Here is a 21,493-nt window from a genome sequence, read left to right as displayed (position 1 = left end):
ATACCTCTCTGTTTTAATAAGATTTTTACTAACCGGCAAAGTCAGTAATCTTATTTTACACCGAGGTATTTTTTTCTCAACCTTCTTTCTTGGAATTCCTTATATTTTAATTATACAGGAAGCTCCTAATAATTTGTTATATCGTATACCGCGTCTTCCTCCGCTTGGAGGAAGTGGATTGAAACGAGCAATATCTGGGCGCCTGCCTGTAAGATGGCCGGTCTTCCTCCGCTTGGAGGAAGTGGATTGAAACGAGCCGATGCGTATCTCTGGATGCGTGCATGGACCGTCTTCCTCCGCTTGGAGGAAGTGGATTGAAACTCTCTTGCCCATTATCATAGTTCAAGATTTTGTGCGTCTTCCTCCGCTTGGAGGAAGTGGATTGAAACTTTATCGTCAATTGAGAATTGAATCTCGGTTAATGTCTTCCTCCGCTTGGAGGAAGTGGATTGAAACATGCGGACATGATGTATCAGTATAATTTTCTTAGGTCTTCCTCCGCTTGGAGGAAGTGGATTGAAACCTCTCTGTCCTGTAGTTCCGCAAAAAGTTGGACTGTCTTCCTCCGCTTGGAGGAAGTGGATTGAAACAGTCCCAGTAAAGATAAACTTGTTCATGTTCCCCGGTCTTCCTCCGCTTGGAGGAAGTGGATTGAAACATGTCCTCCCGGTCTGGTCTCCGGGAGGGGAAAGGGTCTTCCTCCGCTTGGAGGAAGTGGATTGAAACGCATTACACACGCGTTCTTCCCCCGTGCCGCCGCAGTCTTCCTCCGCTTGGAGGAAGTGGATTGAAACAGTTGTTGCCAGATGCTTGACGATATGGCACTCGGTCTTCCTCCGCTTGGAGGAAGTGGATTGAAACATCATCTCCGCATCTTTGTACGCTGAACTTGATAGTCTTCCTCCGCTTGGAGGAAGTGGATTGAAACTTGATAAATCCCACTGCGTTATCAAATACACTGCGTCTTCCTCCGCTTGGAGGAAGTGGATTGAAACTCTTTCCCCATGACAAACATGTGAAATGCTTGCTGAGTCTTCCTCCGCTTGGAGGAAGTGGATTGAAACGAATACCCACGGAATAGCACTGGAAGAGGCTAAGGCGTCTTCCTCCGCTTGGAGGAAGTGGATTGAAACATTGCTCCACCCCTATCCCTATGCTATACTATCTGTCTTCCTCCGCTTGGAGGAAGTGGATTGAAACAGACATTGGAAGACCGCCACGCATAGTAAATAGCGTCTTCCTCCGCTTGGAGGAAGTGGATTGAAACGAACATCCATTGCGTATCCAGTTATCAGCTCATAAGTCTTCCTCCGCTTGGAGGAAGTGGATTGAAACACGCTAAATCCGCTGTTGATTGTATCATGGAAGTGTCTTCCTCCGCTTGGAGGAAGTGGATTGAAACACTCCGGGAACTGGGTATATAAGGAGGACTGAAATGTCTTCCTCCGCTTGGAGGAAGTGGATTGAAACAGAAGTACATCACGAACGTGACCAGCAGTCAGGTTGTCTTCCTCCGCTTGGAGGAAGTGGATTGAAACGTCGGACGGAGGATGTTATCTGGTGGGAGAATCCGTCTTCCTCCGCTTGGAGGAAGTGGATTGAAACACAATCGGTGTATGGAAAGCAGCAGATTGTATCGTCTTCCTCCGCTTGGAGGAAGTGGATTGAAACACCGTTTTTCGTAGACCTGTGGGGCGAGACTGAGGGTCTTCCTCCGCTTGGAGGAAGTGGATTGAAACGTACTATCTCCACTCTGACGCTTTTGAGTATTGTGTCTTCCTCCGCTTGGAGGAAGTGGATTGAAACATAAAGATTGCAAGGACAGGCTGAAAACCATTAAGTCTTCCTCCGCTTGGAGGAAGTGGATTGAAACACGATAAACAAAAATATGTAGATAACCGTGGACGTCTTCCTCCGCTTGGAGGAAGTGGATTGAAACGGTTAAAATGGCAAGTATATATATAAAAATGAAAGTCTTCCTCCGCTTGGAGGAAGTGGATTGAAACTCTTCTTTAACTTCTGGTATCCCTCTGCATTCCGTCTTCCTCCGCTTGGAGGAAGTGGATTGAAACTCCGAAGACACAAAAGATATTGCAAAAAAAGAGGTCTTCCTCCGCTTGGAGGAAGTGGATTGAAACGAGAAACTCCCCCGGACAGTACAGAGAGCAGTTGGTCTTCCTCCGCTTGGAGGAAGTGGATTGAAACACAGAGAATCCATGAAAATAAAAAATAGGAGGTAGTCTTCCTCCGCTTGGAGGAAGTGGATTGAAACGCGAAAAAAGAAAGGAAGATGAACTATGTGGGTAGAGTCTTCCTCCGCTTGGAGGAAGTGGATTGAAACATACCCGGAATTAGCAAAAGATACCGCTTATGGAGTCTTCCTCCGCTTGGAGGAAGTGGATTGAAACCCCTTGACGATTGTGACAAAGTACAGTTAAAAGCGGTCTTCCTCCGCTTGGAGGAAGTGGATTGAAACCTCCAAAAATGTCAGTCTGGCAAAGGGTAGCAATTGTCTTCCTCCGCTTGGAGGAAGTGGATTGAAACGCCATCCGTCCGTAAGACTGGTTCGTATCAAAAGTCTTCCTCCGCTTGGAGGAAGTGGATTGAAACTCATTAATGCCGCTCACGAACGCACCGACGTAGAGTCTTCCTCCGCTTGGAGGAAGTGGATTGAAACTTGAAACGTCATGAGGAAATTATGTCGGACATTGTCTTCCTCCGCTTGGAGGAAGTGGATTGAAACGTATTTGCAGTGGACAGCATCATAGTAAAATCCTGTCTTCCTCCGCTTGGAGGAAGTGGATTGAAACGACCAGAGAAAAGTCCGTGGAACAAAACATCGAAGTCTTCCTCCGCTTGGAGGAAGTGGATTGAAACGAATATGAAAAAGCCGCAAATAAGGCAGGGTATCGTCTTCCTCCGCTTGGAGGAAGTGGATTGAAACACATACCCCGAAATACCCCAACATATGCCGACATAGTCTTCCTCCGCTTGGAGGAAGTGGATTGAAACGTGGACTGGAATGGGCGATGCCCTTAAAGGAATCGTCTTCCTCCGCTTGGAGGAAGTGGATTGAAACAAAGTTCTGCAAGTCCTCGTTTACGGTGTCAACGTCTTCCTCCGCTTGGAGGAAGTGGATTGAAACTGCAGAGACGTTAGTGGAGTGGTTTTACTCCGGGGTCTTCCTCCGCTTGGAGGAAGTGGATTGAAACTTTCCCCGTCAAAGAGCAGCTCAACCGCTCTATCAGTCTTCCTCCGCTTGGAGGAAGTGGATTGAAACGTTGCCGGTGGTGAAGGATGTAATAGGGGATATCGTCTTCCTCCGCTTGGAGGAAGTGGATTGAAACCGACCAGAGATTACAGCCGGGGGATTAACCACCGTCTTCCTCCGCTTGGAGGAAGTGGATTGAAACGCTTACTCCTGTTGGTTGCCCACCACTCACCGTCGTCTTCCTCCGCTTGGAGGAAGTGGATTGAAACTGTAGTCTATAAGGGCGATGGTTTTATCGTTCTGTCTTCCTCCGCTTGGAGGAAGTGGATTGAAACACAAGAATTAAAGGGCGATTCCGGTGATGCAGAGTCTTCCTCCGCTTGGAGGAAGTGGATTGAAACGCTTGGTGATTATGATTTGAATTAGGAGGTAGACGTCTTCCTCCACTTGGAGGAAGTGGATTGAAACGTAAGACGATATCAAACCAAAGACAAAGAATTGCAGTCTTCCTCCGCTTGGAGGAAGTGGATTGAAACGGTATGTGAAGGATATGAGTATCCGGAATATTATGTCTTCCTCCGCTTGGAGGAAGTGGATTGAAACGACACTGAACTGTTTGGACAAGCGATTGAGAGGGTCTTCCTCCGCTTGGAGGAAGTGGATTGAAACTGTCTGCAAGCAATGCGGGTTAACCGCAGAGGAAGTCTTCCTCCGCTTGGAGGAAGTGGATTGAAACACAATGCCAATCAAACACAAGAAGTGATGGGTCTGTCTTCCTCCGCTTGGAGGAAGTGGATTGAAACGTAGGAAAGGATGTAGTAGATATCCTAGGATATCGTCTTCCTCCGCTTGGAGGAAGTGGATTGAAACGTTTTCAAATATTTTTTGAGCCATTTCGGCAGTGTCTTCCTCCGCTTGGAGGAAGTGGATTGAAACACAATCGGTGTATGGAAAGCAGCAGATTGTATCCGTCTTCCTCCGCTTGGAGGAAGTGGATTGAAACTCTTCCCCCGTTGTGAGGTACTCCAGGGATACTCCGTCTTCCTCCGCTTGGAGGAAGTGGATTGAAACAAAGGATATAGCGATTAATGAGTCGGTTGAACTCGTCTTCCTCCGCTTGGAGGAAGTGGATTGAAACAAAGTTGCTACCCGAAGAGGATATATTCCGCTGTGTCTTCCTCCGCTTGGAGGAAGTGGATTGAAACACAGCCGAGAAAGATGCACATGAAGAGGAGCTACGTCTTCCTCCGCTTGGAGGAAGTGGATTGAAACTTCCCGCAGTGGTGAAACCTGTACAGATAGTCCACCGTCTTCCTCCGCTTGGAGGAAGTGGATTGAAACAGAACAGGCTATGAGGAACTGAAAGGCTACGAGAAAGTCTTCCTCCGCTTGGAGGAAGTGGATTGAAACACACAATTATCGCGCACTGGGCATAAGAAAAGCGCCGTCTTCCTCCGCTTGGAGGAAGTGGATTGAAACGATGCATTTTAGGGGGCATACACATGGCAAGTAAAGTCTTCCTCCGCTTGGAGGAAGTGGATTGAAACTGAATCATATAGGGGAGGAGCTATTGTGTACAACGTCTTCCTCCGCTTGGAGGAAGTGGATTGAAACACATCCGTTGAGGGTGGAGCGCTTATCCCGGAGGGTCTTCCTCCGCTTGGAGGAAGTGGATTGAAACAACCCGTACAAAGGAAATGTAATCACAGACATGCGTCTTCCTCCGCTTGGAGGAAGTGGATTGAAACGGACAGACGGGGAAAACATGGAGCTTGTGCGAAAGTCTTCCTCCGCTTGGAGGAAGTGGATTGAAACGAAAACAGGGTAATAGAAGTTGAGTATGTGATAAACGTCTTCCTCCGCTTGGAGGAAGTGGATTGAAACACCAAAATAAACCATACTTATCCACAACTGTTAACGTCTTCCTCCGCTTGGAGGAAGTGGATTGAAACTCGGAACAATCATGAAGGAAGACGAAAAGAACAGTCTTCCTCCGCTTGGAGGAAGTGGATTGAAACCATTATGCACTATGTACATACTAATTAAGGTTGTCTTCCTCCGCTTGGAGGAAGTGGATTGAAACAGCACGTAATCCCTCGGGTAAGTCCGTGCCTGGCGTCTTCCTCCGCTTGGAGGAAGTGGATTGAAACAAAATTGGAAAGTCTCTTAAAATACTAGATGATTGTCTTCCTCCGCTTGGAGGAAGTGGATTGAAACTACGCTAAATCCACCGTTGATTGTATCATGGGAGTGTCTTCCTCCGCTTGGAGGAAGTGGATTGAAACTCTAAAGCACTTGTTATTTTTGTGCTTCCTATCGGTCCTCCTCCGCTTGGAGGAAGTGGATTGAAACATTTTCTGGTTATTGGTTGATAGGTACAAAACGATGTCTTCCTCCGCTTGGAGGAAGTGGATTGAAACAATGTAGGAGTTAGCACTCTGTCCAGTATCTATGGTCTTCCTCCGCTTGGAGGAAGTGGATTGAAACCTCAAAAAGTTTGATTGTATCACCGTTTCCACGGTCTTCCTCCGCTTGGAGGAAGTGGATTGAAACAATGAAAATGGCAGTATTACCACTGCTTAAAGCAGTCTTCCTCCGCTTGGAGGAAGTGGATTGAAACACAGACCTTTCGGGGGTAGTGGAGCCTGTATTGTCGTCTTCCTCCGCTTGGAGGAAGTGGATTGAAACGCCCCCTCTCCCGGACAGGTGATACAGAAAATCCGTCTTCCTCCGCTTGGAGGAAGTGGATTGAAACGACATAGTACGGATAAAAATATATAATGGATATAGTCTTCCTCCGCTTGGAGGAAGTGGATTGAAACAGTAAGCAAAATGGAAGTCCGCACCATCTGTACATGTCTTCCTCCGCTTGGAGGAAGTGGATTGAAACTCCTTCCACCCAAGTCTTGTCTACCACCACCAATGTCTTCCTCCGCTTGGAGGAAGTGGATTGAAACATTTTCCTCCTGGTTCATAAGAGCGTCTGTTGTTGTCTTCCTCCGCTTGGAGGAAGTGGATTGAAACATGCTGATAAAATTGTTAGGCAGGTAGTCAATAGTCTTCCTCCGCTTGGAGGAAGTGGATTGAAACGCAGATGCCAAAGGGAATTTCCGAGTATACGATGGTCTTCCTCCGCTTGGAGGAAGTGGATTGAAACTGATGATATAATGTGGCTTCCTGGTTTTTGCATGGTCTTCCTCCGCTTGGAGGAAGTGGATTGAAGTATTCTGGATTCAATTACTGATCCTAAAAAGGATGTCTTCCTCCGCTTGGAGGAAGTGGATTGAAAGGCTGTGTTAGCAGTAGTAATGGGCTGATACAAGTTTGGTAGTGTCATAAATTTTGTGTCTTCGGTAATAAATGGATCCAATCTGGAAAGAATTAAATATGAATATTCTTATCAGAGAGGAGCCTATTCTGGCTATTGCAAGGGAGCAATTAAGACAAATTATTTCAGAAAATGACATTAACAGCGTATCTGATGTTTACGAATTATTTCGTGAAAGTTTCAAGGATATGTTGCAAAAGCTTTTGGAAGCAGAAATGGATGTTTCCATCGGCTATCCCAAAATGCAAAAGATGACATCATCACTACCAACAAACGGAACGGCTATTCACCTAAAATGGTAAAGAGTCAGTATGGCGAAATTCCAAGAGACCGAAATGGAGAATTCGAACCACAGATTGTTCAGAAGCATCAGCGGGATGTTTCCGGGATAGAGAAAAAAATTATTTCCCTATATGCCCGTGGCATGAGTACCAGAGATATCCATGACCAGATCGAGGATCTGTATGGAATACAGCTCTCTGCCGATATGGTCAGCAAGATCACAGATAAAATCCTCCCGAATGTAAAGGAATGGCAGACACGTCCTCTGGAGCCGATTTATACTTTCTGTTTCCTAGATGCCATACACTATTCCTGCAGGGATGAGGGACGTATTGTAAAGAAGGCTGCCTATGTTGCGCTTGGAGTTCAGTTGGATGGAACCAAGGACATCCTGAGCATTACAGTCGGTGCAAATTGTAAATCGTTGTTTTATCTGCTTCTGTTTTTCTAATTTTTTGTCAAATTAGAAAAAGGTATAGAATAAATTAATCTGGCACATCATACATCAGATTGTTTTATCCTATACCTTTTGTTATTATAGTCTGGTCACTAAAAATAAAAAGCAGGAACCTCCCCTACCAAAGTTTGGATTCCTGCTTTTGCAATACAGTCATGGACAAGTCCATAACTCTTTACTACACTATGATAACCCTAAAAGTTGAAGAATACAATCCTATAACTCCAGATTTTTACAATGACCTTATTTCTAAACTTCAATTTCACCGCTTGACTTGCCCTTGCGGACAAGCTGGCTGTCTTTCTATCCATGGCTATTATGATCGTTATGTAAAGGTCTCTGAAGATAAGCTCCGTTTTCGGATCTGCCGCGTGATCTGCGAATCCTGTGAACACACTCATGCACTTCTTTTATCATCGTTTGTGCCATACTCTCAGCACTCCTTAAGTGCTCAGGTTGACATCATATCTGCCTACGAAGCGCAGATGCCACAAACCTCCGTCATGGAAACCAACAACTCCATTACCGAAAGCAACTGCAGGTATATCATCCGTCAGTATCTCCTTTATTGGAAGGAAAAGCTACTTTCAGAAAGGATTACGCTTTCCCCTTCTGACTCATTAGTTTCGCAGTGCTTTAAAACCTGTAAAAGACAATTCATGCAGATTAGAAGGATCTCTAATCTTCTTTTTGCAGATACCACATAACCTGACACGACATCCTTTCCAATTCTCCTTATACTTAAGAAAAAACTAAGGAGGACCCATTTATGGATCAGGAAAAAATGCAGAGTATTGCTCTGATGCGCTACTCGACTATCGCGCCGCTCATCACAGGCCTTCAGGATGATTATGATTCCCTCGAGGCTTTCTTTCGTGCAGCTTCTGTTAAGGGGGCAACTGCCCCAGATGGCACAATCAAACATTACGCCCCAGGCACCATTGAAAAATGGTACCGTGGATATTTAAAGGAAGGTTTTGATTCCCTGTTGCCCAGGGGAAGGGCAGACCTTGGAAAACCAAGAAAGTTAGATGACCAACTGCAGGAGCAGATACGTTATCTGAAAAGCAATTATCCAAGAATGTCTGCCGCAGGCATTTTCAGACAGCTGCAGGATAATGGCAGCATTAAACACGGAGATGTCTCTGAATCCACCATCAATCGTTATGTCAATCTTCTTTCCATTGAAATGAAGACCACTACCAATCAGGATATGCGTCGTTATGAGCGCCCCCACATCAATGAAGTCTGGTGTGGGGACTCCAGCGTCGGACCTTACCTCAAAACAAAGCACGGAAAAAAACGCAGGGTTTATATCATTGCCCTCATTGATGATGCGAGCCGCTTTATCGTAGGCATTGATGTTTTCTTTCACGACAACTTCGTGAACCTTATGTCCGTTATGAAATCTGCCGTTGCAAAGTATGGACGTCCACAAATTTTTAACTTTGATTATACCGATGTTTTAACTATTCCGAAGTTTTGCACATAGCCTTGGTTTCACTGGGCTTATGCACAAAAACTTCGGAATAGTTTCTCTTGCCTTATCTGGCTTTACTTGACATACTTACCTCAAAAAGGAGGTAAATGTCATGGAAAGGCCTAAGTTAACAGAACTGACTGATATAATTCTGAAAGGAATGGAAGCAGCCGGGTTCAAAGAAAAAACAAGAAAATTTTACGGGGTCCTATTCAACAGATTGAAGCGGATAGCTAAGGGAAGGGGGGAAGAATGCTACACAGAGGAGCTTGGACGGGCATTCATGGAGGATGATTCACACATAATACCCGAAAACACAGAACGCTATCATCATGAAAGGACATGCGCATACATACGGTGTATTAAGTTCATCGAATCCTATCTCAAGGATGGAGTGGTAGATTGGACCCCCGCATTACCAACGGCTGAGTTTCCTATTAAATCCGAACAGCTTATAGGATCTTTCAAGTCATATCTGGAAGAGCTTAGAAATCGGGAGCTTAAGCCTAATACCGTCGATGGGTACAGGCGCTTTACTTATTACTTTATCGAATATCTTGAAAATCAAGGGTATGCATCACTGTCAGATATGGCGAATGGGAATGTTATTACTTTTATTGCTGTCATATGCACTGAGCGTTATCAGGCAACCAGTCTTGGCTCACACATGCCTGGGCTCAGGATATTTCTTGCTATGCATGACGAGACCAGAAAATTTCTCTGTGAGCTGCCAGGGCATCTGCCAAAAAAGCGTGATATCCTGCAGATCTATTCCGATGAAGAATACGGGCAGATTCTTGCGTACCTTGACAAGGCAGACGCTCTCTCTTTCAGAAATAAGGCGATTACCATCATTGCACTGGAAACGGGCATGCGTGCAGCCGATATCTGTAACCTTAGGCTTTCAAGTATCGATTGGGAGCACGATTCCATTCATATCGTTCAGCAAAAGACAGACCGTGTATATAATATACCACTTTCTGAAACAATCGGGAATGCCTTGGTTGATTACCTGCTTAATGAAAGGCCGGCATCAGAGTCAGACTTTGTATTTTTGAGAAGCAATGCACCATTTTCGCCGCTCATGAGCCATGCGGGAATAAGAAAAGTTCTTTTCAACGTGGTAAATGATGCAGATATAGAATCCAAGGGGCGGATATATGGTTCAAGGATAACAAGGCACAGTGCTGCATCAAGAATGCTTAGAAATGGGGTTCCACTTCCTGTGATTTCTGAGGTGCTTGGGCATGGAAACCCGAATAGTGTAATGATCTATATCACTACAGATGATGCGAAGCTAGCTGAGTGTACGCTCCCTCTTCCGAAAGGGGGCAGGCACAATGGATAGCAGTAAAAAACTCCGCCAGTTGGCAAACGATTTTATCGTATATAAGAAGTCAACAGGGTATGTTTATGATTCACAGCAGTACCTGTTGAACAGGTATGTTGATTACGCCGAGAAAGTAAGCCCTGATATTATTTATCCCGAAAAGTGCTTGACAGACAAATATCTTGGCAGCCTTTCGGGTGCCCCGGGCACTTTATATGGTATGATAAGTACCCTGCGTGAATTTAGTAATTATCTTTTCATCCACGGTTACGAGAACACATATGTGATCCCACCTAAAACAGCCAGCCAGCCTGTCCCGGAGGCCCCATATTTTTTCGCGGAGGACGAGATATCGGCATTTTTTGAGAAGCTTGATGAAGTAGAACCACATGGCAGCTTTAAGGGCAGGGAAATCGTTCTTCCTGCTATTTTCAGGCTCATCTATTGCTGTGGACTCAGATGTAAGGAAGCAAGGACTCTTGAAAGTGGCAACGTACACTCAGAGGCTCTCTATATAGATGTGCTTCAGTCAAAAGGGCCTAAGTGCCGGCGCATATTCATCAGTCAGGAATTAGCGGAATATCTTAATGAATATAATGCCAGAATAAGCTTGCTGTTTCCGGACAGAAAGTATTATTTCCCACATGGGAACAGTTGTTATGGCAGTGGAATGATATCAGGCAACTTCAGAAGGTTCTGGAAAAAGGCATATCCTGATTTTAATATGACAACCCGTCCCAGGGCATATGATTTCCGGCATCATCTGGCGTGGGCAAATCTGAACAGATGGGCGGCAGAGGGGCTTGACATAAATGTCATGCTTGCTTATCTCATGCGCTATATGGGACATCAGAATGTAAGCGAGACCCTGTACTACTTTCGTTTTGTTCCTGAGTTCTTTCCCACCTTCAGAGAAATGTCAAAATCTCTTGAAGATATACTCCCGGAGGTGCCAGATGAAGAATAAGAACAAAAATGCGGCGAATGACAGCAGCGTATTCTGGAGTACGGCAAAAGAGTTTATAACACACCAGCTTCCTGACATCAGGAAAGCAAGCCCCAATACGGTTTCTGCATACAGGGACAGCCTGAACAAATATATTGACTATCTCGAAGCTGAAAAGATGATCAGGCGTGAGGATATAACATTTGGAGATTTCGGCAGGGGTAATGTCAAATCGTTTCTCGACTGGATGCTCAACACAAAAAAATATGCGGAAAAGACCTGCAACCTGAGAATCACGGCAATACATTCACTGCTTGAATATGCCGGATATGAATTCAGCACCGACCTTATGTCAGTGTATCTTGAAGCATGTACAGTAAAAGGAGTAAAGGTCAGGGATAAACCTATTAAGTACTTTGAAAACAAACAAATGAAAGCTCTGCTTTTGGCTCCTGAGATCAGAAACAGAACTGGCCGGAGAAATCAGATGATGCTGGTACTTTATTATGATACAGCAGCCAGGATATCAGAGCTTTTAGAAGCAACCTTCAACCAGATACACCTTGCTGCTGATGTCCCTTATATGACAATCTTTGGAAAGGGGCGTAAATACAGAAATATTCCCCTGATGGAAAAGACCGTCCTGCATCTCAAAAGATATTTCAGCGAATTCCATCCTGAAGGTAATCATGAACTGCCACTATTTTATACCACGACTTACGGTCAGAAGCATCGTATATCAAATGATACAGTTGAAGGTATGATCAAAAAATACTCTGATATATGTCTGGAAAATGGAGTAGAAATGCCAGACAGACCACACTGCCATATGATAAGGAAGACCAGGGCCATGGACCTATACAAAAATGGCATGCCGCTTTCCCATATCCAGCAGCTATTAGGGCACGAGGATATGTCAACAACATCAGGTTTCTATGCATTTGCCACTCTTGATACACTTGCAAAATCAATGGATGCCGCAAATAAGAATACATCCGCAGAGGGAAAGAAATGGAATGATAAAGAAATCCTGAAGACGATATACAGACTCTGACGCTAGACTATTCCGAAGTTTTTGTGCATAAGCCCAGTGAAACCAAGGCTATGCGCAAAACTTCGGTATAGTTAAAACATCGGTATAATCAAAGCTATTCCGGTATCGGAATAGCTTTGATAACGGATCTGCTTATAAGAATAAGCAGATGGAACTCCTGGCTGCCCGCATAGGTTCCGTGGTGCATTATGACCAACCCTATACGCCAACTCAAAAAGCAAAAATCGAGAGATGGTTCAGGACGCTCAAAAGTCAGTGGATGTCCTCTTTGGATATCCGGGATTTCCACTCTCTGGATGAACTGAGAGGAAACCTTTTTGCATATGTCCAAGTTTATAACCAATCCCTGCACTCTTCCTTAAACGGATTGTCCCCTCAGGACCGATTCTTTTCGGAACCAGATCACATCCGCAGGCTGTCTGGGGAAGAGATTGAACACAATTTCCTTTTAGAGATCACCAGACGTGTTTCCGTTGACTGTGTCATAGTGATCGATCAGATCGAGTATGAAGTCGACTGTCGATTTGCCAAGCAGCGTATCCGCTTACGTTACTCGCCTGACCTCAAGGATATATTCGTTGTTGAGACCGATGGAACCCTTACCCCTATACGTTTTCTCAATAAAACCGAAAACGCGCTCATCAAACGTGAAAAAATACATTTATGCAGAGGTGAAGAATGATGGATTACTTTACAAGATACGGTCTGGAATTCAACCCGTTTATAAAGAATTCCAAAGAGATTCTCGTTGACACAGCTGAATATACAGAAACCTTGTTTCGGTTGGATTATCTTGCTAAAACCAAAGGCTTTGGGCTCCTTACAGGCAGTCCCGGGCGTGGTAAGACTACCGCCATACGCAGCTGGGCTTCCAATCTTAATCCTTCTTTGTATCGGGTCATATATACCGGTCTTTCCACTTTGATCCCAAATGATTTCTATCGGAATCTGGTGCAGGAACTGGGTGCTGAACCGGCTTTTCAAAAACCTGCAAACTTTCGCATCATTCAGGAAGAGATCATCCGTCTTTCTATAGAAAAACGTAAGACCCCTGTGATCATCATCGATGAAGCCAACTATATCAATAATGTCATCCTCAACGACCTGAAGATTCTTTTTAACTTTGAAATGGATTCCCGTGACCGCGCAGCTGTTCTCCTGGCCGGGCTCCCAAAGCTTAATTCTACCCTGGGACTCGGGATACACGAACCACTTAAGCAACGTATTGTGATGAATTATAACCTTGAGGGCACTACGAAAGAGGAAGGACGTTACTATATCCAAGAAAAGCTGAAGGGTGCCGGCTGTAATCAGACTATTTTTGAAGACGCTGCTATTGAGGCAATCCTAAATGCGGCCGATGGCACCCCGAGACTGATAAACAAGTACTGCAATGCAAGCATGCTCATTGGTGACAGCAATAAGGCAGATCTCATTACAACAGACATTGTGATGAAGGCTGTCAATGACTGTGAACTCGGTTAGGAGGGTTTGTATGGGTCTTTCTTATAAATGTCATGGTACAAAGTATATGAATCCATCAAGCTGGAATGGTGAAATCACCTTTCTGAATCGCTCTACCTACATTGAAGTTAACATCAGCGCTCGGGGGAGCACATTTCATACGCTTATTGGTGTCCATAGCTACGGTAAATTTCTCTATGTCCCTAATTGGGGGATTGGTACGGAACTTGCTGAACTGTCCGACCGTTTCTGGAATCTTGAGCGTCTCACAACGGTATATCCGGACATATCTCAGGTAGATGCTATAAGTATCGTAGATGCGCTGGTTGAACTGTCCAAACATGACTATACATAAATCAGAGGGTGGGGCTTCTCACTCTCTTTTAATCTGCATGAATACTTTGGGGGAAGAAATAAAGTGATGAATCGACTCCTTACAATCTGCATTCCCCTCTTTGAACTATGCAACTGTTGCTTCATTTAATCTGAAAAAAGCTGCATCATCTAATTTGAAAAACAACAGCAAATGAATCCTCAAAATTTTGGTTGGGAATGCTTAACAACCTGAAGAACAGAGGGCTGAAGGACGTCCTATTCTTCTGTGTGGATGGCTTGCCAGGCTTTGAGGAGGCGATTGCAGCCGTATATCCGCAGGCAGTGGTACAGAGATGCATTATCCATATGCTGCGTAACTCTTTCCAGTACCTGTCTTATAAGGATCGCAAGAAATTTGCCGCCGATTTTAAAGCTGTATATAAGGCTCCAACGGAAGAATCCTCGTTACAAGCCCTTGCAGAAGTAAAGGAAACATGGGGAAAGAAATATCCATACGCAATCAGTAATTGGGAGATGAACTGGGAAAATGTAAGGCCATTCTTTGAATTTAGCGATGATATAAGAAGGATAATGTATACGACGAACATTGTGGAATCTGTTAACCGCCAGTTCCGGAAGGTAACCAAAACCAAGAGTGCATTTCCGACAGATGCATCGCTGGAGAAGATGCTGTATATGGCCGCCCAGAATATCATGAAGAAATGGACCCAAATATACCGCAACTGGGATATGGTTTTAAGCCAGCTGATGATTTTGTACCCAGAGCGGATTCAACCGTACCTGTAATCAGAGAGGAGCCAGCGGCCTAATATATTTGCAAAGGACCGCCGGCAACTTTTATACTTTCGGCATCTATAGTATACCCAGAGCACTCATAATTTATACTTGAGGCCGGGTGTGGGCAGAGCCCACGAAAAAACAAATATAGATGTCTTATTTGCTATGAAATTTTTTCGAAAAAAGGTATAAAATTTTCAGATGCGGTAATACTATAGATAGAAATATAATTCGACAAAGGAATTTCGAGTTAAATCGACATCAAAACCAATACATATTTAATTCAAATCAGGCAGTTCTTGACTTGCCAGACACAGAAAAATTTACGCCCTCCCCTAACCCCTCAAGATTGAGGGGCAGGGGAGTTGAAGTGCCAAAGGCACTTTTTAATTTTATTTTTCTATTCCTGTCATTATTTAAAAACAACAATAGCTTCTTTCCTCTTGAACCGCGGCAGCACTGTCTCCAGTACCCGGATGTTGTGATTTAAATTTACCTGTTCCAGGTAAGCTGCTGCCATGTCCTGTCCGACTACAAGATCCATATTCATCTCATCGGAAGCAACCAATACCGCTTTTCCCTGTCCCAAAGCACGGGCCGGGTAGATGTGTCCGTCCAACATTTTTGATATGCGGTCAACTTCAAGCAAGCCGGTTCCGGGCTGTATTCTCTGCAGCTGCATATAGAGATCAAGGCTTAATGCCAGAGAATAGGTACCATAAAAGCCCTTTTCGGTCAGAGCAGTGATTCCTGCAGCAATATCGGTAAAGGCATTCTCACCGGAACTCCAGTCCTGCTTCTCTACTTTTTGTGTGCCTGGGGTTGTAAGCAGACCTTCATATCCTGCCTCTTTACTTCCCCAGAAAATCAGCTTGTCTTCTTTAAGAGCACAAGCTTCAGCAGCTTTCCTGGCTCTTGAGAGATCTGTTGGAAACCCAGCTTTCTTAGTACTTTCAAGATCTCTGGCCAGCAGCGTAAAGTCCTCAAAAATAAGAGGGATTTCTGTAAAACTTCTGCCGTTTGTTGTGACAAAGCCGTCTTTTTCTACTTCTTCAATGGCATCGGCGTCGTCCACCGGAACAGTTTGTACGCCCACCCCGAGTGGTCCGAAAACGTGTAGAAAACGTCTGCCGACTAGTGAATTGCGCGCTGTTTTTACTACAGCAGTATCAATTTGTGTCCAGAGTCCCTCAGAAAAAGGGGCTGCTTCTCTCGATAAATAACTCATGTCTAAAACCTCCTTTTTGCATTTGCGATATCGGGTTTAATCAATCAGACTGCCGACTGTCTCGGCAGGAGAGTCATCCTTGGAAGCTTTTTCTGTAGAAACAGAAATTCCCAGGTCTTCCAGCATCTCTCGAACTTCTTCTTCCCCAGATTCAAACAACTCGGCTTCTTTGGGGTCGAGTGTTCTCAGTAATGTCATCAGTTCCCCTACATGAGCCTTCTCCTCATCACGGATATCTGCGATGACTGTTTTGGCTATCTCGTTGTCTGTAGCCTGTACATGTGCATCGTATAGATAGATAGCCTCCAACTCACCTGCGATGTTCAGGCGTATTGCCTGAATTAATTCGTCCATGTTCATTTTGCGGTCAACATTCCCTTGAAAGGGATTTGCAAAAGCTGGCATATAATTCTCCTCCTTTAATAAAAAATAATCTATGGTTTCCTCATTTATATTTGAGGGAAACTATCTGTAATTCATTGCAAACGATTAAATATTGTTATGTAAATGTTTTCGCATTAAGGTGACAATAATTATCAATTTGAATTAAATTAATTTTATCATCAATATTTTTGCGTGTCAACGTTCGATTTGAGAGTAAAAATAGGATCGTATCTAAATATGTCTGAAAACTTATTGTGACTATTTAAGAGGGCAGAAATGTTCACATCTCAATGTGCAGGCCTGCCCTCCTAAAAATAGAATCATTTATTTTTTTTTGCATAATGGTGTATTATAAGAGGTAGTTTAGAAATATTGGAGGAAGAAAGACGTGGAGAATGATTACTTAGTACAGAAAAAACCATTTAGTGCATTGTTTGTTTTTGCTTTGCCTATCATCATAGGAAATTTGTTTCAGCAGGCTTATACAATGGCGGACTCAGCTGTTGTAGGAAGGTTTGTCAGTGAAAAGGCACTGGCTGCAGTAGGGGCTTCCTATTCCCTGACAAACATATTTATCTGTATTGCAATAGGTGGGGGTATAGGTGCATCAGTTATTGTAAGCAGATATTATGGAGCAAAGCAATATGACAAAATGAAGACTGCAGTATTTACATCTTTCATTTCCTTTTTGCTAATTAGTCTGCTTTTAGCGGCATTCGGACTGTTGTTCAGCAAGAAGATTATGATTCTTTTGAATACGCCTGCTGATGTTCTGGATATGGCAATAGTGTATTTGAATATCTATTTTCTGGGACTCCCCTTTTTGTTCATGTACAATGTACTGTCGGCTATGTTCAATGCTCTTGGAAAATCCAGGATACCTTTGTACTTCCTTATTTTTTCATCTGTTTTTAATATAGCGCTGGATGTTATATTTGTAACACAGTTCGATATGGGAGTTGCCGGGGTTGCATGGGCCACCTTGATTGCACAGGGCATTTCAGTAGTTTTGTCATGTATTGTTCTTATAAGAGAACTAAGAAAACTGGAGTGTGGGCATAAGAAGTTGTTTGATAAGACAGAACTTTTGACTATGACCAAAATAGCGCTGCCGTCTATTTTGCAGCAGTCCACAGTTTCTATCGGCATGATGCTGGTTCAGTCGGTTGTAAACAGCTTTGGTTCAGAGGCACTTGCAGGGTTCTCTGGGGCTATGCGGGTGGAATCAATATGTATTGTGCCCATGATGGGAATAGGAAATGCGGTATCTTCTTATACAGCGCAGAATATCGGTGCCCGTAAGGAGGATCGGGTGGTTGAAGGCTACCATGTGTCCAATAAAATGGTGATTGCCTGTGCTGTTGCCATCTGTCTGATACTGGAACTTTTTAACAGACAGATTATTTCTCTATTCCTGGGGGCAGACGGCACAGAGGTTGCAATGTCCACAGGAGAGAACTACCTGACTTTTATGGGATGGTTTTTCTGCCTGATAGGATTCAAAATGACTGTGGACGGATTGCTGAGGGGAGCAGGTGACATGAAGATGTTTACCATTGCAAACCTGGTAAATCTTTTTATTCGAGTAGCTGTTTCTGTCAGCTTTGCTCCCCGATTTGGAATTCAGGTAATCTGGTATGCAGTCCCCATTGGCTGGCTGGTAAACTGGATTATCTCCTTTTTGCAATACCGCACAGGAAAGTGGAGAACAATTTTTACCTTAAAAGAGGTAGGCTAATATATTTATAGAATGTCACATAAATAGCCGAGCTGTCTGTGCCACCACAAAGCATAAAATCATTCCCGCTGCGGTGGGAATTGCCAAGGCTGCAAGGGTCCACTTTATGCTTCCGGTCTCTTTTTTTATAGTGAGAAGTGTGGTGGAGCAGGGCCAGTGCATGAGGGTAAAAATCATAGTGCAGATGGCTGTGACCCACGTCCAGCCTTGACTTACGAACAGGGTTTTCATTTCGGCAAAGTTTCCAGCCTCGGGAATAACACCCTGTCCCAGGTATATCATTATAATGAGCGGCACCACAAGTTCATTTGCGGGAAGCCCCAGGATAAATGCAAGCAAAATTACACCATCCATCCCCATTATTTTTGCAAAAGGATCCAGAATAGAAGCAAAGTGGGTCAACAGGCTCTGGTCTCCTATGAAAATATTTGCTGTGACCCAGATGAATATTCCCGCAGGAATTGCCACCGCAACAGCCCGCCCCAGTACAAACAGTGTTCTGTCAAAAATGGAACGGATGATCACCCTCCCTATTTGTGGCCTGCGGTAGGGCGGCATCTCCAGAGTAAAGGAGGAGGGCATCCCTTTAAGGACTGTTTTGGACAACAACCCTGATACAAGGAATGTCATTCCGACTCCCAGTAGGACAAATGCGGTCAGAAGCAGAGATGATAAAAAGGAGGATTTTATACCACCTGCTGTTCCTGCAAAGAACATGGCTATAATTGCAATCAAAGTAGGAAAGCGTCCGTTGCAGGGAACAAGGCTGTTTGTCAGTATTGCAATCAGTCGTTCTCTGGGAGAGTCGATTATCCTGCACCCTGTCACCCCTGCCGCATTACATCCGAATCCCATACATAATGTGAGGGCCTGTTTGCCACACGCACAGCACTTTTTAAAAGGTTTATCCAGGTTATAGGCAATGCGCGGCAGATAACCGGCGTCTTCCAGCAATGTAAACAGTGGAAAAAAGATGGCCATCGGGGGAAGCATAACGGATACTACCCAGGCCGGCACCCGGAATGCCCCCATAACCAGCAGCCCATGGAGCCAGTCCGGTGCGCTCACATATTCGAAGAGTTTTGTCAAAAGGTCCTGAAACTTAAACAGTCCGGCGGCAAGCATTTGTGAGGGGTAATTTGCCCCTGCTATTGTAATCCATAATATCAGCAGCAGTAATATGGCCATAATCGGATAGCCTGTGCGTTTGCTGGTGAGTATATAGTCTAATTTTCTATCTTTACTGTATTCCAGCTCATTTGTATGTACCACTGCATTGTCACATATCTTTTCGGCGGTATTCATAACGGCAGATACGGCCTCCTCTTCAAGTTGTATTTCATCCATCCTGCTGTTCGCCAAACGGCTTCTTGACTGAATCAGCTTTTCTTTTAAATGAGGAATTTCGCAGTCGCTTTCGCAGAAATAGCTGCGGATACCTTCCTCCATTACTTTATCCAGTGTATTTAGCAGATGCCGGATACCTTTTCCGTCACGGGCGACCATCCCGATGACAGGTATACCCAGTTCTTTAGACAGAATATCCAGTTTGATCTGTATTCCTTTCTTTTTAGCCTCATCTAGCATATTTACGCATACGATCACATTCTCCATAATCTCCATTGTCTGAAGTACAAGATTCAGGTTTCGCTCCAGACATGCGGCATCACAGACTACTATGACGGCATCTGCTTTACCTGACTGCAGAAAATCACGGGCTACTTCCTCCTCTAAAGAATGTGCCATCAGTGAGTAGGTTCCCGGAATATCCACCATTTTGTAGGAATACTTTTTAGTTTTGCAATATCCTTCGGCATTTGATACAGTCTTTCCCGGCCAGTTACCGGTGTGCTGATGCATACCGGTAAGATTATTGAACAGTGTACTCTTTCCAACATTTGGATTCCCTGCTATAGCGATGATCCGTTGTCGCGCTATAGCACAGGAGTCCTCTTTATTTACTATACCTACTGAACTAGGCTCCGTTGCGCTTTCCATCTGATACTCCTTCCGGCATATGAATTTTAATATCCTGGCAGTCTTCGGAGCGTATGGCAATAACCGCACCGCGTATAAGAAATGCGCTGGGATCTCCGGCAGGACTTCTTCCTACACATTCCACCTCTGTGCCCTTGACCAGGCCGATATCAAGAAGACGCCTGCGTATGCTTCCTGTATTTTTAAGTTCTCTGATAATGGCTTTTTCTCCTGGATGTATATCGTTTAAACAGAAATTCTCTTTTATAAGTATCGCCTCCCTATTATGGATGTTCTTTGCTGAAAGACGCAAATCCCATTGTAGTTTGGCTCTCAGCAGGAGTCCCTTATTTTATAGTATTAAAACGGAGTTAATGTGTTACAGAAAATAACCGTGTTTATATAAAATTCCTGGGTCGTACTTCAATAGAGGGATGGCTCTTTTTACCTGTATATGCTATACTTTTTTTATCTTTAGATAAAGAAAGGTTTACTGGTTATGAAACGTATTTCTCTAGAAAAACTCCTTTTGCATCAGCAAAATTTGTCTTATAATGAACAGTATAGCTATATTATGGAGCTCATAAGTACAGGAAAGATCAAACCTTTAAAGGCGGCGGGAACGAATGGCAAGAAGCCGGCTCTCTTCCGCGGGTATTGGGTTTTGGAAAAGAAGAAGGATTACGGGGAGCTGGAGGATGAACTAAAGTACCGGTTATTGCCGGTGATTTCTGTAGATTATTATTTATCTCATCCGGATGTTTATGAGCGGGACAGGCCCTGGGTGCTGATGCTCAATGATTATTTGAAGAATTGGAAAGAAAAACTAAAGGTTCAGGAATCGGCCAACGAGAGAAGCTTTGAAATTTGGAGGCGGGAAAAGTTCTTAACGAGGGAACAGGGAAGACACATTTTAAATCGGTGCGGGCTGGATTTGCAGGTCCTTAATATATATGGAACTACGGAACCTCTGGCTTATTACTCACACACCAGAAGTACTCCTCAAAATCTACTGATTCTGGAGAACAAAGATACTTTTTACAGTATGCGGCGGCATTTACTGGAGGGAAGTAACTCTATACTGGACACCCCGATAGGAACCTTAATTTATGGTGCGGGGAAAGGAATTCTTCGTTCCTTCCGAGACTTTGATCTTTGTGTGGAACCTTATATGAAGGAAAACCAAAACAAAATTTACTATTTTGGGGATCTTGATTATGAGGGCATCGGTATTTATGAAAGCCTGGCGGAGATGTTTCATGACAGGTGGGAGATTATTCCGTTTGTATCTGCTTACAGGGCGATGCTGGAAAAATCAGCAGCGGCGAAGAAGGAAGATTCAATGAAACAGCTTCCCGATACGAAAGAAAGGCAGAACCGTAATATACAGAACAAATTTTTTCCCTACTTTTCAACAGAAGAGGTGGAGAAAATGAAGAAAATCCTGGAGCAGGGTAAGTATATTCCCCAGGAGATTTTGAATATTACGGACTTTTAAAAA

Annotated in this window: 13 protein-coding genes, 2 pseudogenes and 1 CRISPR repeat array; of the genes and pseudogenes, 11 read left to right on the top strand and 4 right to left on the bottom strand. The window is 44.1% G+C overall.

Features of this window, described 5'->3' with window-relative positions; all coding sequences use genetic code 11:
- Positions 1-152: 152 nt before the first annotated feature.
- Positions 153-6,501: direct repeats of the CRISPR family, unit length 33 nt; unit sequence GTCTTCCTCCGCTTGGAGGAAGTGGATTGAAAC.
- Positions 6,502-6,625: 124 nt separating this feature from the next.
- The 9 genes and pseudogenes from BN3456_RS07375 to BN3456_RS07325 form a co-directional block, all read left to right on the top strand.
- A pseudogene (locus BN3456_RS07375) lies at positions 6,626-7,257 on the top strand (transposase); the annotation flags it as partial.
- A 790-nt stretch (positions 7,258-8,047) separates the two neighbouring features.
- A complete protein-coding gene (locus BN3456_RS07360; RefSeq protein WP_347457971.1) occupies positions 8,048-8,770 on the top strand; it encodes a helix-turn-helix domain-containing protein in 723 nt (240 codons plus the stop codon).
- A gap of 100 nt (positions 8,771-8,870) precedes the next feature.
- Positions 8,871-10,106, top strand: coding sequence for a tyrosine-type recombinase/integrase (locus BN3456_RS07355; RefSeq protein WP_089983487.1), 1,236 nt, complete (start codon positions 8,871-8,873; stop codon positions 10,104-10,106).
- Entirely contained in the window at positions 10,099-11,055 is a 957-nt protein-coding gene (locus BN3456_RS07350; protein WP_089983486.1) for a tyrosine-type recombinase/integrase, read from the top strand. The genes BN3456_RS07355 and BN3456_RS07350 overlap by 8 nt, the downstream gene beginning before the upstream one ends.
- Positions 11,045-12,088: a tyrosine-type recombinase/integrase gene (locus BN3456_RS07345; protein ID WP_089983485.1), complete on the top strand. Its 1,044-nt coding sequence runs from the start codon at positions 11,045-11,047 to the stop codon at positions 12,086-12,088. The genes BN3456_RS07350 and BN3456_RS07345 overlap by 11 nt, the downstream gene beginning before the upstream one ends.
- Before the next feature lie 148 nt (positions 12,089-12,236).
- The gene (locus BN3456_RS07340; protein WP_347457969.1) at positions 12,237-12,770 is read left to right on the top strand and encodes an integrase core domain-containing protein; all 534 of its coding nucleotides are present in this window, start codon (positions 12,237-12,239) and stop codon (positions 12,768-12,770) included.
- A complete protein-coding gene (locus tag BN3456_RS07335; protein ID WP_242862827.1) occupies positions 12,767-13,573 on the top strand; it encodes an ExeA family protein in 807 nt (268 codons plus the stop codon). The genes BN3456_RS07340 and BN3456_RS07335 overlap by 4 nt, the downstream gene beginning before the upstream one ends.
- 10 nt (positions 13,574-13,583) lie before the next feature.
- Positions 13,584-13,907, top strand: a complete 324-nt coding sequence (locus BN3456_RS07330; RefSeq protein ID WP_089983484.1) for a DUF6618 family protein — start codon at positions 13,584-13,586, stop codon at positions 13,905-13,907.
- 170 nt (positions 13,908-14,077) lie between these two features.
- Positions 14,078-14,674 (top strand): annotated as a pseudogene (locus BN3456_RS07325) (IS256 family transposase); the annotation flags it as partial.
- Between the two features lie 403 nt (positions 14,675-15,077).
- Here the strand turns inward: BN3456_RS07325 and BN3456_RS07320 are convergent.
- Both BN3456_RS07320 and BN3456_RS07315 read right to left on the bottom strand, forming a co-directional pair.
- The gene (locus BN3456_RS07320; protein ID WP_089983483.1) at positions 15,078-15,893 is read right to left on the bottom strand and encodes a family 1 encapsulin nanocompartment shell protein; all 816 of its coding nucleotides are present in this window, start codon (positions 15,891-15,893) and stop codon (positions 15,078-15,080) included.
- 36 nt (positions 15,894-15,929) lie between these two features.
- Positions 15,930-16,298, bottom strand: coding sequence for a demethoxyubiquinone hydroxylase family protein (locus tag BN3456_RS07315; protein WP_089983482.1), 369 nt, complete (start codon positions 16,296-16,298; stop codon positions 15,930-15,932).
- Between the two features lie 367 nt (positions 16,299-16,665).
- Between BN3456_RS07315 and BN3456_RS07310 the strand changes: the two genes are divergently transcribed.
- The gene (locus BN3456_RS07310) at positions 16,666-18,015 is read left to right on the top strand and encodes an MATE family efflux transporter (RefSeq protein ID WP_089983481.1); all 1,350 of its coding nucleotides are present in this window, start codon (positions 16,666-16,668) and stop codon (positions 18,013-18,015) included.
- Positions 18,016-18,030: 15 nt separating this feature from the next.
- Here BN3456_RS07310 and feoB read toward each other — a convergent pair whose 3' ends face one another.
- Together feoB and BN3456_RS07300 are read right to left on the bottom strand one after the other, a co-directional pair.
- The gene (gene feoB / locus BN3456_RS07305) at positions 18,031-20,013 is read right to left on the bottom strand and encodes a ferrous iron transport protein B (RefSeq protein ID WP_089983480.1); all 1,983 of its coding nucleotides are present in this window, start codon (positions 20,011-20,013) and stop codon (positions 18,031-18,033) included.
- The gene (locus BN3456_RS07300; protein ID WP_089983496.1) at positions 19,991-20,260 is read right to left on the bottom strand and encodes a FeoA family protein; all 270 of its coding nucleotides are present in this window, start codon (positions 20,258-20,260) and stop codon (positions 19,991-19,993) included. Before BN3456_RS07300 ends, feoB begins: the two co-directional genes overlap by 23 nt.
- Before the next feature lie 231 nt (positions 20,261-20,491).
- Here BN3456_RS07300 and BN3456_RS07295 point away from each other — a divergent pair, with 231 nt between their 5' ends.
- On the top strand, positions 20,492-21,490 hold the full coding sequence (locus tag BN3456_RS07295) for a Wadjet anti-phage system protein JetD domain-containing protein (RefSeq protein ID WP_089983479.1): 999 nt from the start codon (positions 20,492-20,494) through the stop codon (positions 21,488-21,490).
- Positions 21,491-21,493 lie beyond the last annotated feature (3 nt).

The sequence above is a fragment of the Clostridium sp. C105KSO13 genome (genome assembly GCF_001517425.1).
Classification (GTDB): Bacteria; Bacillota; Clostridia; order Lachnospirales; family Lachnospiraceae; genus Muricomes.
Note: the sequence above shows the minus strand (reverse complement) of the source record. Positions and strands in the feature narration are given on the sequence as shown.

Coding starts and splice junctions, on each gene's coding strand:
- BN3456_RS07350 (WP_089983486.1), top strand. CDS start 10,099: ATGGATAGCAGTAAAAAACTCCGCCAGTTGGCAAACGATTTTATCGTA.
- BN3456_RS07340 (WP_347457969.1), top strand. CDS start 12,237: ATGGAACTCCTGGCTGCCCGCATAGGTTCCGTGGTGCATTATGACCAA.
- feoB (WP_089983480.1), bottom strand. CDS start 20,013: ATGGAAAGCGCAACGGAGCCTAGTTCAGTAGGTATAGTAAATAAAGAG.
- BN3456_RS07320 (WP_089983483.1), bottom strand. CDS start 15,893: ATGAGTTATTTATCGAGAGAAGCAGCCCCTTTTTCTGAGGGACTCTGG.
- BN3456_RS07315 (WP_089983482.1), bottom strand. CDS start 16,298: ATGCCAGCTTTTGCAAATCCCTTTCAAGGGAATGTTGACCGCAAAATG.
- BN3456_RS07295 (WP_089983479.1), top strand. CDS start 20,492: ATGAAACGTATTTCTCTAGAAAAACTCCTTTTGCATCAGCAAAATTTG.
- BN3456_RS07345 (WP_089983485.1), top strand. CDS start 11,045: ATGAAGAATAAGAACAAAAATGCGGCGAATGACAGCAGCGTATTCTGG.
- BN3456_RS07360 (WP_347457971.1), top strand. CDS start 8,048: ATGGATCAGGAAAAAATGCAGAGTATTGCTCTGATGCGCTACTCGACT.
- BN3456_RS07330 (WP_089983484.1), top strand. CDS start 13,584: ATGGGTCTTTCTTATAAATGTCATGGTACAAAGTATATGAATCCATCA.
- BN3456_RS07355 (WP_089983487.1), top strand. CDS start 8,871: ATGGAAAGGCCTAAGTTAACAGAACTGACTGATATAATTCTGAAAGGA.
- BN3456_RS07335 (WP_242862827.1), top strand. CDS start 12,767: ATGATGGATTACTTTACAAGATACGGTCTGGAATTCAACCCGTTTATA.